Consider the following 13,298-nt stretch of genomic DNA (forward strand, 5'->3'; position numbering starts at 1 on the left):
AACCATCCTGCGGCTGTGCGTCTCACCCACGCCCGAGGTTGGGTATAGTTGCTCTCGCGCCACGGCGCAACGCGGACGTAGCTCAGTTGGTAGAGCGCAACCTTGCCAAGGTTGAGGTCGCGAGTTCGAGCCTCGTCGTCCGCTCGGGATGAGACCCCGGTCCACTAGACCGGGGTCTTTTTCATGCCCTGCTCTTCCCGCCCTACGACCAGCTGGTGCCGGTCAGCCGCTCGTACGCCTCCACGTACTTCCGCCGGGTCGACGCCACGACCTCCTCCGGCAGGGCCGGCGGGGGCTGCTCGCTCCTGCGGTCCCAGCCGGACTCCGGCGAGGTCAGCCAGTCCCGCACGAACTGCTTGTCGTACGACGGCTGCGCCCGGCCCGGCTGCCACCGGTCGGCCGGCCAGAAGCGGGAGGAGTCCGGGGTGAGGACCTCGTCGGCGAGGACGAGGGTGTCACCGTCGAAGCCGAACTCGAACTTCGTGTCGGCCAGGATGATCCCCCGGTCCCGGGCGATGTCCCGGGCGCGCGAGTACACCGCGAGCGTGGCCTGGCGCAGCTGGGCGGCGGTCTCGGCGCCGACCTGGCGGGCCACCTCCTCGTAGGAGACGTTCTCGTCGTGCTCACCGACCTCGGCCTTGGTGGCCGGGGTGAAGATCGGGGCGGGGAGTTCCGAGCCGTCGACGAGGCCTTCGGGGAGGGCGAGGCCGCAGACCGTACGGGACTCCTGGTACTCGGCGAGGCCGGAGCCGGTGAGGTAGCCGCGGGCCACGCACTCCACCGGGACCATCTTCAGCGACTTGCAGACCAGCGTGCGGCCCGCCCAGTCGGCCGGGGCGCCCTCGGGCACCTCGGTGCTGATGACGTGGTTCCTGGCGAGGTCGCGGAGCTGGTCGAACCACCACAGGGAGAGCTGGGTGAGGACGCGGCCCTTGTCGGGGATCTCCGTGGGCAGCACCCAGTCGTAGGCGGACATGCGGTCGCTGGCGACCATCACGAGGTCGCCCGCCTCGTTCTGGTACAGGTCCCGCACCTTTCCGGTGTGCAGGTGCACCAGGCCCGGAACCTCGATCGGCTCGGGCTTTTCTACGAATCCGGACACGGTTCCTCCCCGTGGTTCTGTCCAATGCCTCGATTCTCCCGTATGGGGCTGATAGGGCGCGCCCGGGGGTGCGGGTCCGGGCGCCGGGGCGGGGAGCGCGGTGTCAGTCGCGTTTGCAGATGCGGTCGAGCAGGTTCGCCGTGGCGCGCTGGACCCGGGCGTCCACGTGGCCGGGGCGGTCCAGGGCCGGGGACCAGGCGAAGGTGCCGGAGGCGAACACCCAGGCGCCGGACGGGGCGCGGTAGAGCGACGTCTCCTGGTGGCGCGGGACGCCGTCGCCGTCGGTGTAGGGGGAATGGGCGAGGAGGATGCGCTCGTCGTGCTCGGGCAGTGGGGTGCGCGGGAAGTAACGGTCCGCCTCACCGGCGACCAGACCCGCGATCTCGTCGCCCTCATGGGCGCCGGTCGCCTCCCACAGCCAGTGGCCGGCGTTGCGGACGATCAGCGGGTTCGGCTCGGGGACCCGGCCCGCGTACTGGATGCCGACCAGCTGCTGCTCCGGCCGGTCGATCTCGCGCCACAGCACAGGACGTCCGGGGCCTTTGCGTTTGCGGCAGGTCAGCAGCCGGTCCGGGACACCGGACGGGGACGGGCCCAGCTCCACCTGCCAGTACATGGTGTTGGCGGAGAGGAAGACCAGTGACGTGCCACGGTCGCGGGCGTCCTCGACGGCCCGGCGCATCGGCACCGACCAGTACTCGTCGTGGCCCGGGAAGACCAGGCCCCGGTAGCGGGCGGGGTCGATCCGGCCGGCGTGCAGGTCACGGGCCTCGGCGTAGGCGAGGTCGTAGCCGTAGCGCTCGGCCCAGCGGATGAAGTCGTAGGCGTGGCCGACGTGCAGGGGCAGGCCGGCGCCGGCGTACGGCCGGTCGAAGGAGACGGTGGTCGCGGCGTCGGCCTCCCCCAGCAGCCCGCCCTCCTCGTCCCAGGCGTGGTAGAGGCTGGCGCCGGTGTGACCGTCCTCCGGGTAGAGGTTGTACGCCTGCCAGGTGATGTCCGGCAGCAGCAGCAGGAGGTCGGCGGGGTGGTCGTCGCGGACCGTGAACGGCACGTGGGAGCGGTAGCCGTCGGCGGTGGTCAGGACGGCCACATAGGCGCCGATGCTCCAGTAGGAGGGCACCTGGAGGCGCCAGGACAGCCACCAGTGGTGGCAGGAGACCGTGCGGTCGGCGGTCAGCGGCGGGGGCTGCACGATGCCGGAGAGGCGGGGGCTCGTGGTGATCTTGGACGCTCCGTCGCCGCCGTAGTGGCCGATGCGGTAGATGTCCACGCTGAACTGCTGCGGCGGGTCGACCGTGACGTGGAAGTCGATCGCCTCGCCGGGCGCGACCGCGCCGTTCGAGGTGAAGCCCTTGATCTGGCGGTGCACGTCGTCCGCGGAGCGGGGGCCGGACCCGGACGCGCGCGGCGCCGGGACGCGTGCGCGGTCACCGCCGGTGAGCTGCTGCGGGCTGGGGTCGACGTACCACGGCACGACGTGGCCGGTGTCGTCGAAGTACGTCTCACTCCCGCGCAGCCAGGGCACCGGGCCCTGACCGAAGGGGTCCGTGACGGCGTGCGCGAGTGCTCCGGACTCCCAGCGGCGGATGTGGTCCGAGGCCATGGTCGCTCCCCTCCCGCATCAGGCCCCCGTGCCTGTCTCGGCGGTGCTCACTGTGCTCGCTGTGCTCAGCCGTACTGTCGTATGTCGCGTGCCTTTGCCAAAGGCGTGGTCGGTCCCAGCACATCACATAACGCACGGGGACGGTCACTAGTCGTTGTGAATTGACCTGAACTGGAAGTCGCTTTTCCGGTACGGGATGCGGCCCGGGCGAGCCGGCCCACCGTCCGGTCAGACGAGACGTACGGGCTTCTCGGGACGTATGCCGGACGCGGCCAGCCAGTCGCGCAGCGGGCCCGGGTCTCCCTCCTCGATGAGGGTGAGGACCTTGGGCGCCAGGTCGGCGGCCCGCTCACCGCCCAGCAGCAGGGAGGGGCCGTCCAGCCAGTCCAGGGCGGGGACGGCACCGGCGGTGTCCACGGCCGCGCAGCACACCATCGCCGTGACGTGCTCGGCGAGCAGTTCCCGGGCGGTGCGCCGGGGTTGCAGCGGGAAGGGGGGCGGCCCGCAGGCGAAGTCGTCCCACTGGGCGCTCTCGGGCGTCCGCTGCCCCCCGGCGCTTCCGACCACCACGGCGGCCTCCTCCCGGGCCAGTTCGGCGCTCAGCCCGGCGGCGAGAGCGGCACTGCGCTCGGTGGTGGGGTCCTCTTCCTCCCCGAAGGGGAGCCGGGGCCCGGGCTCCGGGGCGACGGGGACGGTGCTGTCCTCGGCGGGGGCATCGGCGGGGGCTGGTGCGTGGGGGGCGTGGGCGGTGTGGACGCCGGCGGCGGTGTGGGCGGGGTGGGTGGTGCGGGCGTCTGCGGCGGTGCCGGCCCCGTCGGCAGTGCCGGTGTGGTCGGCGATGTCGGTGGCCTCGGCGTCGGAAGGGCCGCGGAGTGAGGTCCCTGGGGCACCGGGAGCGGCGCCGCCGGCTTCCGGAGCAGCGGTCGCGGCGGCGGCAGCGCCCGTCGCCTGCGCACCAGCGTCATCAGCTCCGGAGGCGGGACCGCCGGGGGCACCAGCCGCAGTGGCCGGGGCGTCCACAGCCCGCGCGCCGGCGGTACCGGTCCCGGAACCAGCGGCCCCGGCAGGCCCGGCACCCACGCCTGCCCCGGCACCGGTCGCACCGGCAACAGGAGTCCCAGACGCCACCGCAGCCGTCCCCTCAGCACCAGCAGCCCCGGACGCCACCTCATCGGGCGCCGTGGAAGCGCCCCCGGTCCCGGTGTACAGAGCGCCCGCATCCGGGTCCGCGTCCGCCGGGGCCCAGTCCTCGCCGTCGGCGGGGGCCGTGAGGTGGTCCAGGACCCGGGCCAGGGTGGGGCCGCCGGGGTCGGGGGCCCGGGGGTCCAGGGAGGGGCGGACGCCCAGCGTGTCCAGGACGCGGTGCAGACGGGCCGCTTCGGCGCGCCAGGTGCGGTCCACGACCTCCTCCGGATACGCCTGCCAGTCCACCGGCGCCCACTCGGGCCCCGGCTCGGCGGGACCCCCGTGGAAGAGCCGGGCGGCGAGGAGGGAGGCGGCCTCGTCGACCGTGCCGGGCTCCTCCAGGAGATCGCACGCGGGCCGCTCGCCGAGCCGGGAGGCGAAGCCCTCGGCCAGCCGGTCCCGGCGGGACAGCTCGGTGAGCGCCGCCACCACCCCCGCGTCGAGCCGGGACGGCCAGCGCCCCATCCGCCAGGCCGGCAACGCCACCCTGGTCAGCAGCCGGTCCCAGCCGGCGTACGCGAGACCGACCTGCTCCTGGGCGACGATCCGCACGCCGTAGTCCACCGTCTGGGCGCGCTCGGCGGCGGCCGCCGCCACCCCGCGCTCCATCTGGGTCGCGTGCTCCCGGCAGCCGCGCAGCAGCAGCCGGGCCACCCAGCCGAGGGCGGCGCACACCCCGCGGGTCAGCGGGCCGTGGCCCCCGTCCGAGGCGACGGCCACGGCCGCGTCCAGCCCGCGTACGAAGCGGCGGGCGGCGGCTATGTCCGGGTGCGCCGAGGGTCCCGTACCGGCGATGACCGGGGCGAGGACCGCGCGCAGCTCGCCCACGCGCATCCACCACAGGAACGGGGAGCCGATGACGAGGACCGGTGCGACCGGGGTCCGGCGGCGGCCGGGGCCCGCTATCTCGTCGGGCGCCGGACGCGGGGGCGGTCCGTGGGCCGAATGGGCCCGGTCCTCCAGCCAGCTGTCGCAGTCCGGGGTGAGCGCTATGGCCGAGGGCACCGGCACGTCCAGCCGGTCGGCGAGGTCGCGCACCATCCGGTACAGGTCGGGGGCGGACCCCTCCGGGATCGGCACCGTGGGGCTCATGGCGGGGCGGGCCCGGGCCACGACCACCGCGACACCGGCCGCGGCCAGCAGGACCAGCACCGCGAGCACGCCGACGGCCCAGCGGGCGGCGTCCCAGCCCGGGCCGACGAGACGGCCGGTGGAGGCGCCGGTCAGCAGGATCACCTCGACGCCCGCGGGCAGCAGCGCCACGGCCAGCGCCCGGCCCCGGACCCGCAGCACGGCGAGGGCCCGGGAGCGCGCGGCCTGCGCGCCCGCCTCCACACCGATTCCGGTCACGTGCCGATCTCGCCCCCTCCCTGGCGATCGCGTGCTGCCCTGGTCTTGCTCACTCCCCCACTGTGGCACCCGCCACTGACATCGCAATGCCGGTGGGCCAAGTGCCGGAACGCTTGCGCGGCACCCTAGTTCGGGCCCCGGCCCCCGTCAGCCATATGGGCGATTGCTCACTCGATGGAATGGCTTTGGTCAGAGCTGGGTGACAGAAAGCAAAGATCAGGCCCCGGATCGCCTCCGGGGCCTGAGGGTGGTGCGAGGGGCGGTACGAGGGAGCCGTACCGGCGTGGTCACGCCCGCGTCCGCGCCTCCTGCGCGGCCTTCGCCGCGATGTCGGTGCGGTGCTGCGAACCGTCGAGCCGGATCCGGCCCACCGCCCGGTACGCCCGCTCGCGCGCCTCGGACAGGTCCCGGCCGGTCGCCGTGACGGACAGCACGCGTCCGCCCGCGCTGACGACCGCGTCGCCGTCCCGCTTCGTGCCCGCGTGCAGCACGTACGCGTGCGGGGCGTCCTCGGCGGCCACCGCGTCCAGACCGGTGATCGGGTCGCCGGTGCGCGGGGTGCCCGGGTAGTTGTGCGAGGCGACGACGACGGTGACGGCCGCGTCCTCGCTCCAGCGCAGCGGCGCCAGGTCGGCGAGGTTGCCGGTGGCGGCGGCCATCAGGACACCGGCCAGCGGGGTCCGCAGCCGGGCCAGCACGACCTGGGTCTCCGGGTCGCCGAAGCGGGCGTTGAACTCGATGACCCGGACCCCGCGCGAGGTGATCGCGAGACCGGCGTAGAGCAGCCCGGAGAACGGCGTGCCCCGGCGGCGCATCTCGTCCACGGTCGGCTGGAGCACCGTCTCCAGCACCTCGTCGACCAGCTTCGGGTCGGCCCACGGCAGCGGCGAGTACGCGCCCATGCCACCCGTGTTCGGACCCTCGTCGCCGTCCAGGGCGCGCTTGAAGTCCTGGGCGGGCTGGAGCGGCACGACCGTCTCGCCGTCGGTGACGGCGAACAGGGACACCTCGGGACCGTCGAGGAACTCCTCGACGACCACGCGCTCGCACCCGGCCGCGTGCGCCCTGGCGGCCTCGACGTCGGAGGTGACGACGACGCCCTTGCCGGCGGCGAGACCGTCGTCCTTGACGACGTAGGGGGCGCCGAAGGCGTCGAGGGCCACGGCGGCCTCCTCGGCGGTGGTGCAGACGTAGGACCGGGCGGTCGGCACGCCGGCCGCCGCCATGACGTCCTTGGCGAAGGCCTTGGACCCCTCCAGCCGCGCGGCCTCCCCGGAGGGGCCGAAGACCGGGATGCCCGCGGCGCGGACGGCGTCGGCGACACCGGCGACCAGCGGCGCCTCCGGGCCGACGACGACCAGGTCGGCACCGAGGCCGGTGGCCAGCGCGGTCACCGCGGCACCGTCGAGCGCGTCGACCTGGTGCAGCTCGGCGACCTCGGCGATGCCGGCGTTGCCGGGGGCGCAGTGCAGCGCGGTGACGTCGGGGTCGAGGGACAGGGAGCGGCACAGGGCGTGTTCGCGGGCGCCGCTGCCGATGACGAGGACCTTCACGGGGTCAGCCTAATGGCAAGGTCGCCGAAGGCCGGGCGCCGGGTTTGCTGGACTTTCCTCCAAAGCGGGCCCGTCCCCGGCCGTTCCCCGTGCGCGCGGCCCTCACTCGTTGGAGAACTCCTCGACCACCGTGGCCCCCAGCTCCCGCACGATCAGCTCGTGGCCCGAGAGCGCCGACTCGTCGAGATCCGGGTCGTCGTCCTCCGGGATGTCGTCCTCGGGGGAGACGGGCGGCGGCTCGGGCGCGGTGGCGGGCCGGGGCGCCGGGGCGGGCGCGGCGGGGGTGCCGCTGTGCGGGGCGGCGGATGGCTGCGGGGACGGCTGGGAGGCGCCGGGGCGGGGTGCGGCCGGGGCGCCGTAGCCACCGCCGCCGGGGGAGCCGCCGGGGCCGCCGGCGGGAGGGCCGCCGTAGCCGCCGCCTCCGCCGTAGCCGCCCGCGACCGGTGGGGCGGAGCCGCCGCCCGACGGGTCGACGAGCGCCTCGATCTTCCACTGCACGTTGAACTGCTCGGCCAGCGCCTGCCGCAGCACGTCCTCGCTGCCGCTGCCGGAGAAGTTGTCACGCGCGCCCGCGTTCACGAACCCGAGCTGGAGGGTCGTGCCGTCGAAGCCGGTCACCTGGGCGTTCTGGCTGAGCAGGATCCAGGTGAAGCGGCGGCGGTTCTTGACGGCCTCCAGGATGTTCGGCCAGAGCGCGCGCGGGTCGAGGCCGCCGGCGGGGGCGGCCGGGGCGGAAGCCTGGGGCGCCGGGGCCGGGGCGGCCGGGGGCGCGGACGGGGCCGGCTGGGACTGGGCCGGGGCCGCGCGGCCGGGGCCCTGACCCTGCCCGGCGCCCTGGCCCGTCCCCTGTCCGGTACCCGGAGCGGTGGCCGTGGGCCAGCCACCGGGGCGCCGGCCACCGCCGGCGGGGGCGGCGGTGGGCCAGGCGCCGGGAGCGGGGGCGGCGGGCGCGGCCGGAGCCGGGGCGGCGGGAGCAGCGGCGGGCGCGGGCGCAGGGGCGGGAGTGGGAGTGGAAGTGGGGGGCGCGGGCGCCGTGGCCGCCGGGGCGACCGGAACCTGCTCACCCGGTCCGGCCGGTCCCGGGGCCCGGACCGCCGCGCGAGCCGCCGCGGGCCCTCCACCGGGCGGCACGGACGCGCCACCGGCACCCGGTGCGAGGGCGCCGGCATGGGCCTCGGGGCCGGGGACGTACCCCATGGCCGGCGCACCCGCGCCGGCGGAGAAGCCGATGCCGCGCTCCAGGCGGTCGAGCCGCGCCATCACGGACCGCTGGTCGCCGTAGGCGGCGGGCAGCAGGACGCGGGCGCAGATCAGTTCCAGCTGGAGGCGGGGCGAGGTGGCGCCGCGCATCTCGGTCAGGCCCTCGTTGACCAGGTCGGCGGCGCGGCTCAGCTCGGCGGCGCCGAACGTCCCGGCCTGGGCCTGCATCCGCTCCAGGACGTCGGCCGGGGCGTCGAACAGCCCCTTCTCCACGGCGTCGGGCACGGCGGCGAGGATCACCAGGTCCCGCAGCCGCTCCAGCAGGTCGGCGACGAAGCGGCGCGGGTCGTTGCCGCCCTCGATGATCCGGTCGACCACCTCGAAGGCGGCGGCTCCGTCACCGGTGGCGAAGGCCTCGACGACGGAGTCGAGCAGGGAGCCGTCGGTGTAGCCGAGGAGGGAGGTGGCCATGGCGTACGTCACACCGTCCGCCCCGGCGCCGGCGAGGAGCTGGTCCATGACGGACATGGAGTCACGCACGGAGCCGGCGCCCGCGCGCACGACGAGCGGCAGTACGCCGTCCTCGACCGGGATGTCCTCCTTCTGGCACACCTCGCCGAGGTAGTCCCGCAGGGTGCCGGGCGGCACCAGCCGGAACGGGTAGTGATGGGTCCGCGAGCGGATGGTCCCGATGACCTTCTCGGGCTCGGTGGTCGCGAAGATGAACTTCAGGTGCTCGGGCGGCTCCTCGACGACCTTCAGCAGCGCGTTGAAACCGGCCGACGTGACCATGTGGGCCTCGTCGATGATGTAGATCTTGTACCGGCTGCTCGCGGGGCCGAAGAAGGCCTTCTCGCGCAGCTCACGGGCGTCGTCCACACCACCGTGAGAGGCCGCGTCGATCTCGATGACGTCGATCGATCCGGGTCCGTTGCGCGCGAGGTCGCGGCAGGACTGGCACTCGCCGCAGGGTGTCGGGGTGGGACCTTGCTCACAGTTCAGGCAGCGGGCCAGGATGCGCGCGCTGGTCGTCTTGCCGCATCCGCGCGGACCGCTGAACAGGTACGCGTGATTGACCCGGTTGTTCCGCAGCGCCTGCTGCAGCGGGTCGGTGACATGCTCCTGCCCGATGACCTCGGCAAAGGTCTCCGGGCGATAGCGGCGGTACAGCGCGAGAGACGACACGCATACGAGGTTAATGGCGCCCACTGACAACCGGCCCCGCCCCGGGATCCACGGCCGCGGGCCCGGAACGCAAGGGCCCCCCACGCACCCGCCAGAGCCGACCTACCCTTGCTGCCTTCCGGCCCTGGGGGAGTTCAGTCAGATAGCGCCGCGTGAGGGGCTGTGCCCCACAGTACCCGATGGCGGGCACCGGTCCGAACCCGGCCCGCCCCGCGACCCCACCCGGGGACGGCCTGCGGGAACGAGTTCGCGAGCACTCCCCTCGGTCATGTAATGTTTCCGGCGGAGGATTCGCCTAGAGGCCTAGGGCGCACGCTTGGAAAGCGTGTTGGGGGCAACCCCTCACGAGTTCGAATCTCGTATCCTCCGCCAGTGCCTCACCGGGCACGATGTCGAAGGGCCCCACCGTTCGCGGTGGGGCCCTTCGACGTTGTCCGTCTCAGTTTCCGTCTCAGTCGGCTTTTCCTTCGGTGCCGGGCGGCGCCCAGAGCGCGTCTCCGACTTGCTGAGCGACTTTCCGGAGCATGACTCCCGTCACATGCATGTACCGGGCGCGCATCCGTGCGGCTCCCCCGGGCTCCCAACCCATGATCGCGTCGATCACCACGTCCGGGACGCCGAGGATCAGGAGGACCGTCGCGGCGGTGTGGCGAGCATCGTGGAGACGCCCGTCCCGTACGCCGGCGTCCCGTAGGAGCCGCTTCCAGACGTGGTAGTCCGTGTTGGGGCTGAGCGGTCCACCGGTCGGCGAGGCGAAGACGTAGCCCTTGCCCTCCCAGTCGGCACCGGCTTCGACCCGTTCCCGCTCCTGCTCTTCCTTGTGCTGGCGGAGAAGCTTGATCAGCGGGTCCGGGAGGCCGATGGTGCGCCGTCCGGCGCGGGACTTGGTGTTCTTGTGCTCGCGGCGAATCTGCTCCCGCTTGGGGCAGTAGCCAGCCTTACGGCCACACGGGTCCTCACCGCAGCCGTGGGCGTACTTGGGACGAAGACGGCTCTTGCGGATGCGGATGTACCCCGCGTCCAGGTCGGCGTCCTCCCAGTGCAGCCCGAGCGCCTCCCCTTGGCGGAGGCCGAGGGCCAGGGCGACGACCCAGCGCGCGCTGTTACGGATCTTGGCCGCCTCCACGAGGAGGCTCTGCACCTCCTCGATCGTGAACGGCTCGATGTCCTCCTCTTCGAGGCGGGGAGCCTTGGCGATCTCGGCCACGTTGGTGGCGACGTGCCCGCGCCGCACCGCTTCGCCGAGGGCCACCCGGATCGTGCGGTGGACGTGGTGGGCGGTGCCGGCCGCGCTCCCGGACTCCTGCATCTTCCGGTAGAAGCGCTCCAGGTGCTCCGGCTCCAGGCGGTCGAGCTTGTGAGCACCAAGGCCCGGCACCAGGTGCACGCGCACGTCCACCTCGTACCCGTCGTACGTGTTCTCGGAGACGTACGGCTTGGCGATGTTCTCGACCCAGTGCTCCAGCCAGGCCTGGACGGTCCAGCCCTGCCCCACCTTCCTGAGCTTCTTCTCGTCCCGCGCCCGCTCCATCTCGCGAACGGCTCTGGTCACCTCGGCCTTGGTCTTGCGTTCGATGTGGCGACGGTCCGGCTTGCCGTCATCACGTACGCCGACCGTGACCCGGCCGTGCCACTTGCCGTCCTTGCCAAGGTAGATGGACGAGGCCCCGTTGGGCTGCCGCGTGCGCTTCTGCTCTGCCATGTCCATCCCCCCTACGCCGCGACGGCCGTACGCCGCAGCTTCGCCACGTAGGCCGGGAGAGCGTCTACCGGGATCCGCCGCAGCCGCCCCACGGTCACGGATTCGATCTCGCCGGAGAGCACGAGCCGGAAGCACGTCGTACGCCCGATTCGAAGCCGGCGCGCGGCCTCTTCGACGGTCAGCAGCACCAAGGCGGTATCGGTGGCGGTCTCATCGGGGACCGCCGGTTGAACCGCTGTCAGCGTGGTCATCAGGTGAGGTCTCCCATCGAGTCGAGGGCGGGGGTGTCACAAGTCGCTGGCGGCCGGGTGTCATCGGGTAGTGGAGTCCCGTGGGCAACGAGGTGTTCCGCGCTAGTCCAGCCAGTTCCGGCGAAACGCCAGTGCGAGAGGACCAGGACGGTGTCCGGGTCGGGCAGCGGGTGGCCCACTTCGGCCGCGTGTTCGCGGGCAAGGGCCTCGTTGTGGTCGGCGCGTGCTTGACGGAGGGCGCCGAGGGTCACGGAGTAGGCGCGGGACTTGGTGGAGAAGTGGCCGCGGAAGCCGAGCATGTGGGCCCACTTGCGCAGGCGCAGGGCTTCGAGTTGGGGGAGCCCACCGAGGTGCCAGCAGGTGAGGATCATCCGGCGGGCGTGGTCGGTGACGCCGGAGCCGATCAGGTCCGTGATCGGGTTGCGGACGGGACGGTCCAGGGTGCCGGCGGTCTCGGCACCCTTGGTGGCGTACTTGGCGATGTAGGCGGCCACGGCCCGGCTGGACAGCTCCGAGCTACCCGCGAAGTCGGCGGAGCGGATGGGGCGGATGTCGAGCTGGTCACCGAGGCGGAAGGTGTACGTGCGGCCGTCGAGGATGGGGCCGGGTGTCTCGGCGAGGCGGACCGCCGAGCGGATCGCGTCGGTGAGGAGTTCGGTCGTGGCCCAGGCCGGTAGGGTGGACTCGGCGCCGTCCGGGCCGTCGAGACGGATGACGGCGTGGAAGTGGACGGCGCCACGCCGCTGGTACTCGGCGACCTTGGCGTACGACACCTTGAGGCAGTCGCGCAGCGCGGTGCGGGTGACGCCCGCGCGGGAGGCGAGCTGCTGGCGCAGGTAGGTGGTGAAGCGGGCCCAGAGGGCACCGGCGTGGGCGTTCCAGAGGACGGCTGCCCGGTAGTCGTACCGCTCCGCGTTCAGCGGTGTGCCCAGGGCGGGGTCGTCCTCCAGGTGAGAGCGTCCGCAGCGGCAGCGGCCACCGGCGGGACGGTTGTGGACGGGACCGAAGGAGGGGGCGGTGAAGGTGGCGAAGACGCGCGGGTGTTGGGCGACGGCCGGACCGATTCCCTTGCCGCCGCTCAAACCAGCGGTGACCAGGTGGAAGGTGTCCTTGCGGTACGTCTCGGCGCAGGTGGCGCACCGGGAGGCGCGGCGGTTGTTGCAGCGGATGAGGAGCTGTCCGGCAGGCAGGTCGCGGCCGACGACTTCCCGGACGATCTCGCCCGTGGCGGCGTGAACGTCCAGCCGGTGGCCCTCCATTCGTACGGGCCGCTCGCAGCCGCCGAGACGCTGGATCTGCCGGGCGTAAGCACTCACGTCGCCGTGCCGGGCGAGGGCGGCCAGGTGACGGATGGCTCCCAGAAGAGCCGGTGGGCGCATGTGCGGGTTCCTCCTTGAGCGTCACGTGTTGGGGTGGCCGCCCGGCTTGCCTGTCCAGGGGGCTAGACAGTAGAGGCAAGCCGGACGGAAGCAGCCGCCGAATCAGCGGCGGGTGAGCAGGGAGCGGGTGACGACGGCGCAGACGGCGACCGAGGTGGCGGTCAGGGCTACGGCCAGGAGCATGGAGACGAGGACGGCACCGACGACCAGGACCACGGCCGTGCCTCCGCCGACGAGGGCGAGAACGGTTCCGGGGGTGAGCTGGACGGCCGGGCGGGATGCGGCACGAGCCGGGTAGGCCGGCGGCGGGGCCGAGGGTGCCGGGGTGACCGTGGTCGGCTCGATGAGGGTGGGAGAGGTGACCAGGCTGGTCGGCTGCGGCATGGTCGGGATCTTCGGCCGGAACATGAAAGGTCCCCTTTCGCGGGTTACTTGACGAGGGAGTTGATGACGGGAGCCAGCAAGCTGTCGGCGAGGAGGTAGCCGCCCAGGAGGATTACGGCGATGAGCCACCAGGGCGGGCGGATGAGCTTGACGCCGAGGACGCCGACGACGAGCAGGGCGAGCCAGAGCGGAACGTCCATGGGGGTGGTCTCCTGTCAGGCCGAGCAGCGGTGGGTACGGGCGGCGAGTTCGGCGGCGGCGCGGGAGTCGTACTCGGCGGAGAAGTCGCAGCGGGGCGCGGTGCAGGCGGCCAGGTGGCGGTTCCTGCCCCGGTCGACGTAGGAGGCGACGTTCACGGGACCGATGCGGCGGACGTTGCGGAAACGGCGGTGCATGGCGGTGCT

At 73.3% G+C, this 13,298-nt stretch carries 11 protein-coding genes, 2 tRNA genes and 1 other RNA gene; 2 read left to right on the top strand and 12 right to left on the bottom strand.

Annotated features, from left to right (window positions below):
- Positions 1–71 precede the first annotated feature (71 nt).
- Positions 72–144, top strand: a tRNA-Gly gene (locus AB0947_RS25485).
- Positions 145–202: 58 nt separating this feature from the next.
- Here the strand turns inward: AB0947_RS25485 and AB0947_RS25490 are convergent.
- The 6 genes from AB0947_RS25490 to ffs all read right to left on the bottom strand — a co-directional run bounded on the left by AB0947_RS25490 (position 203) and on the right by ffs (position 9,343).
- Positions 203–1,102, bottom strand: a complete 900-nt coding sequence (locus AB0947_RS25490) for a phosphoribosylaminoimidazolesuccinocarboxamide synthase (protein ID WP_366752656.1) — start codon at positions 1,100–1,102, stop codon at positions 203–205.
- A 103-nt stretch (positions 1,103–1,205) separates the two neighbouring features.
- The gene (locus tag AB0947_RS25495) at positions 1,206–2,705 is read right to left on the bottom strand and encodes a N,N-dimethylformamidase beta subunit family domain-containing protein (protein ID WP_366752657.1); all 1,500 of its coding nucleotides are present in this window, start codon (positions 2,703–2,705) and stop codon (positions 1,206–1,208) included.
- A gap of 228 nt (positions 2,706–2,933) precedes the next feature.
- Positions 2,934–5,240 carry a hypothetical protein gene (locus tag AB0947_RS25500; protein ID WP_366752658.1) on the bottom strand — a complete coding sequence of 769 codons (2,307 nt, stop codon included), beginning with the start codon at positions 5,238–5,240 and terminating at the stop codon, positions 2,934–2,936.
- Positions 5,241–5,527: 287 nt separating this feature from the next.
- Positions 5,528–6,793 carry a phosphoribosylamine--glycine ligase gene (gene purD, locus AB0947_RS25505; RefSeq protein WP_366752659.1) on the bottom strand — a complete coding sequence of 422 codons (1,266 nt, stop codon included), beginning with the start codon at positions 6,791–6,793 and terminating at the stop codon, positions 5,528–5,530.
- Between the two features lie 102 nt (positions 6,794–6,895).
- Positions 6,896–9,178, bottom strand: a complete 2,283-nt coding sequence (locus AB0947_RS25510; RefSeq protein ID WP_366752660.1) for a DNA polymerase III subunit gamma and tau — start codon at positions 9,176–9,178, stop codon at positions 6,896–6,898.
- A gap of 68 nt (positions 9,179–9,246) precedes the next feature.
- Positions 9,247–9,343, bottom strand: an RNA gene (gene ffs / locus AB0947_RS25515) — signal recognition particle sRNA small type.
- A 119-nt stretch (positions 9,344–9,462) separates the two neighbouring features.
- Between ffs and AB0947_RS25520 the strand changes: the two genes are divergently transcribed.
- A tRNA-Ser gene (locus AB0947_RS25520) sits at positions 9,463–9,550 on the top strand.
- A 79-nt stretch (positions 9,551–9,629) separates the two neighbouring features.
- Here AB0947_RS25520 and AB0947_RS25525 read toward each other — a convergent pair.
- From AB0947_RS25525 to AB0947_RS25550, 6 genes are all read right to left on the bottom strand, one after another.
- A complete protein-coding gene (locus AB0947_RS25525; RefSeq protein WP_366752661.1) occupies positions 9,630–10,880 on the bottom strand; it encodes a tyrosine-type recombinase/integrase in 1,251 nt (416 codons plus the stop codon).
- A gap of 11 nt (positions 10,881–10,891) precedes the next feature.
- Complete coding sequence (locus AB0947_RS25530; RefSeq protein ID WP_366752662.1) at positions 10,892–11,131, bottom strand: excisionase family DNA-binding protein; 240 nt, start codon at positions 11,129–11,131, stop codon at positions 10,892–10,894.
- Positions 11,131–12,510, bottom strand: a complete 1,380-nt coding sequence (locus tag AB0947_RS25535) for a replication initiator (RefSeq protein WP_366752663.1) — start codon at positions 12,508–12,510, stop codon at positions 11,131–11,133. The genes AB0947_RS25530 and AB0947_RS25535 overlap by 1 nt, the downstream gene beginning before the upstream one ends.
- 102 nt (positions 12,511–12,612) lie before the next feature.
- On the bottom strand, positions 12,613–12,918 hold the full coding sequence (locus tag AB0947_RS25540) for a SpdD-like protein (RefSeq protein ID WP_366752664.1): 306 nt from the start codon (positions 12,916–12,918) through the stop codon (positions 12,613–12,615).
- Between the two features lie 20 nt (positions 12,919–12,938).
- Positions 12,939–13,094: a hypothetical protein gene (locus AB0947_RS25545; protein WP_132788645.1), complete on the bottom strand. Its 156-nt coding sequence runs from the start codon at positions 13,092–13,094 to the stop codon at positions 12,939–12,941.
- 15 nt (positions 13,095–13,109) lie between these two features.
- Positions 13,110–13,289: a mobile element transfer protein gene (locus AB0947_RS25550; RefSeq protein WP_030339219.1), complete on the bottom strand. Its 180-nt coding sequence runs from the start codon at positions 13,287–13,289 to the stop codon at positions 13,110–13,112.
- Positions 13,290–13,298 lie beyond the last annotated feature (9 nt).

The organism is Streptomyces sp. NPDC047841 (assembly GCF_040704085.1).
GTDB lineage: Bacteria > Actinomycetota > Actinomycetes > Streptomycetales > Streptomycetaceae > Streptomyces > Streptomyces argyrophylli.

Coding starts and splice junctions, on each gene's coding strand:
- AB0947_RS25495 (WP_366752657.1), bottom strand. CDS start 2,705: ATGGCCTCGGACCACATCCGCCGCTGGGAGTCCGGAGCACTCGCGCAC.
- AB0947_RS25535 (WP_366752663.1), bottom strand. CDS start 12,510: ATGCGCCCACCGGCTCTTCTGGGAGCCATCCGTCACCTGGCCGCCCTC.
- AB0947_RS25540 (WP_366752664.1), bottom strand. CDS start 12,918: ATGTTCCGGCCGAAGATCCCGACCATGCCGCAGCCGACCAGCCTGGTC.
- AB0947_RS25550 (WP_030339219.1), bottom strand. CDS start 13,289: ATGCACCGCCGTTTCCGCAACGTCCGCCGCATCGGTCCCGTGAACGTC.
- AB0947_RS25545 (WP_132788645.1), bottom strand. CDS start 13,094: ATGGACGTTCCGCTCTGGCTCGCCCTGCTCGTCGTCGGCGTCCTCGGC.
- AB0947_RS25525 (WP_366752661.1), bottom strand. CDS start 10,880: ATGGCAGAGCAGAAGCGCACGCGGCAGCCCAACGGGGCCTCGTCCATC.
- AB0947_RS25530 (WP_366752662.1), bottom strand. CDS start 11,131: ATGACCACGCTGACAGCGGTTCAACCGGCGGTCCCCGATGAGACCGCC.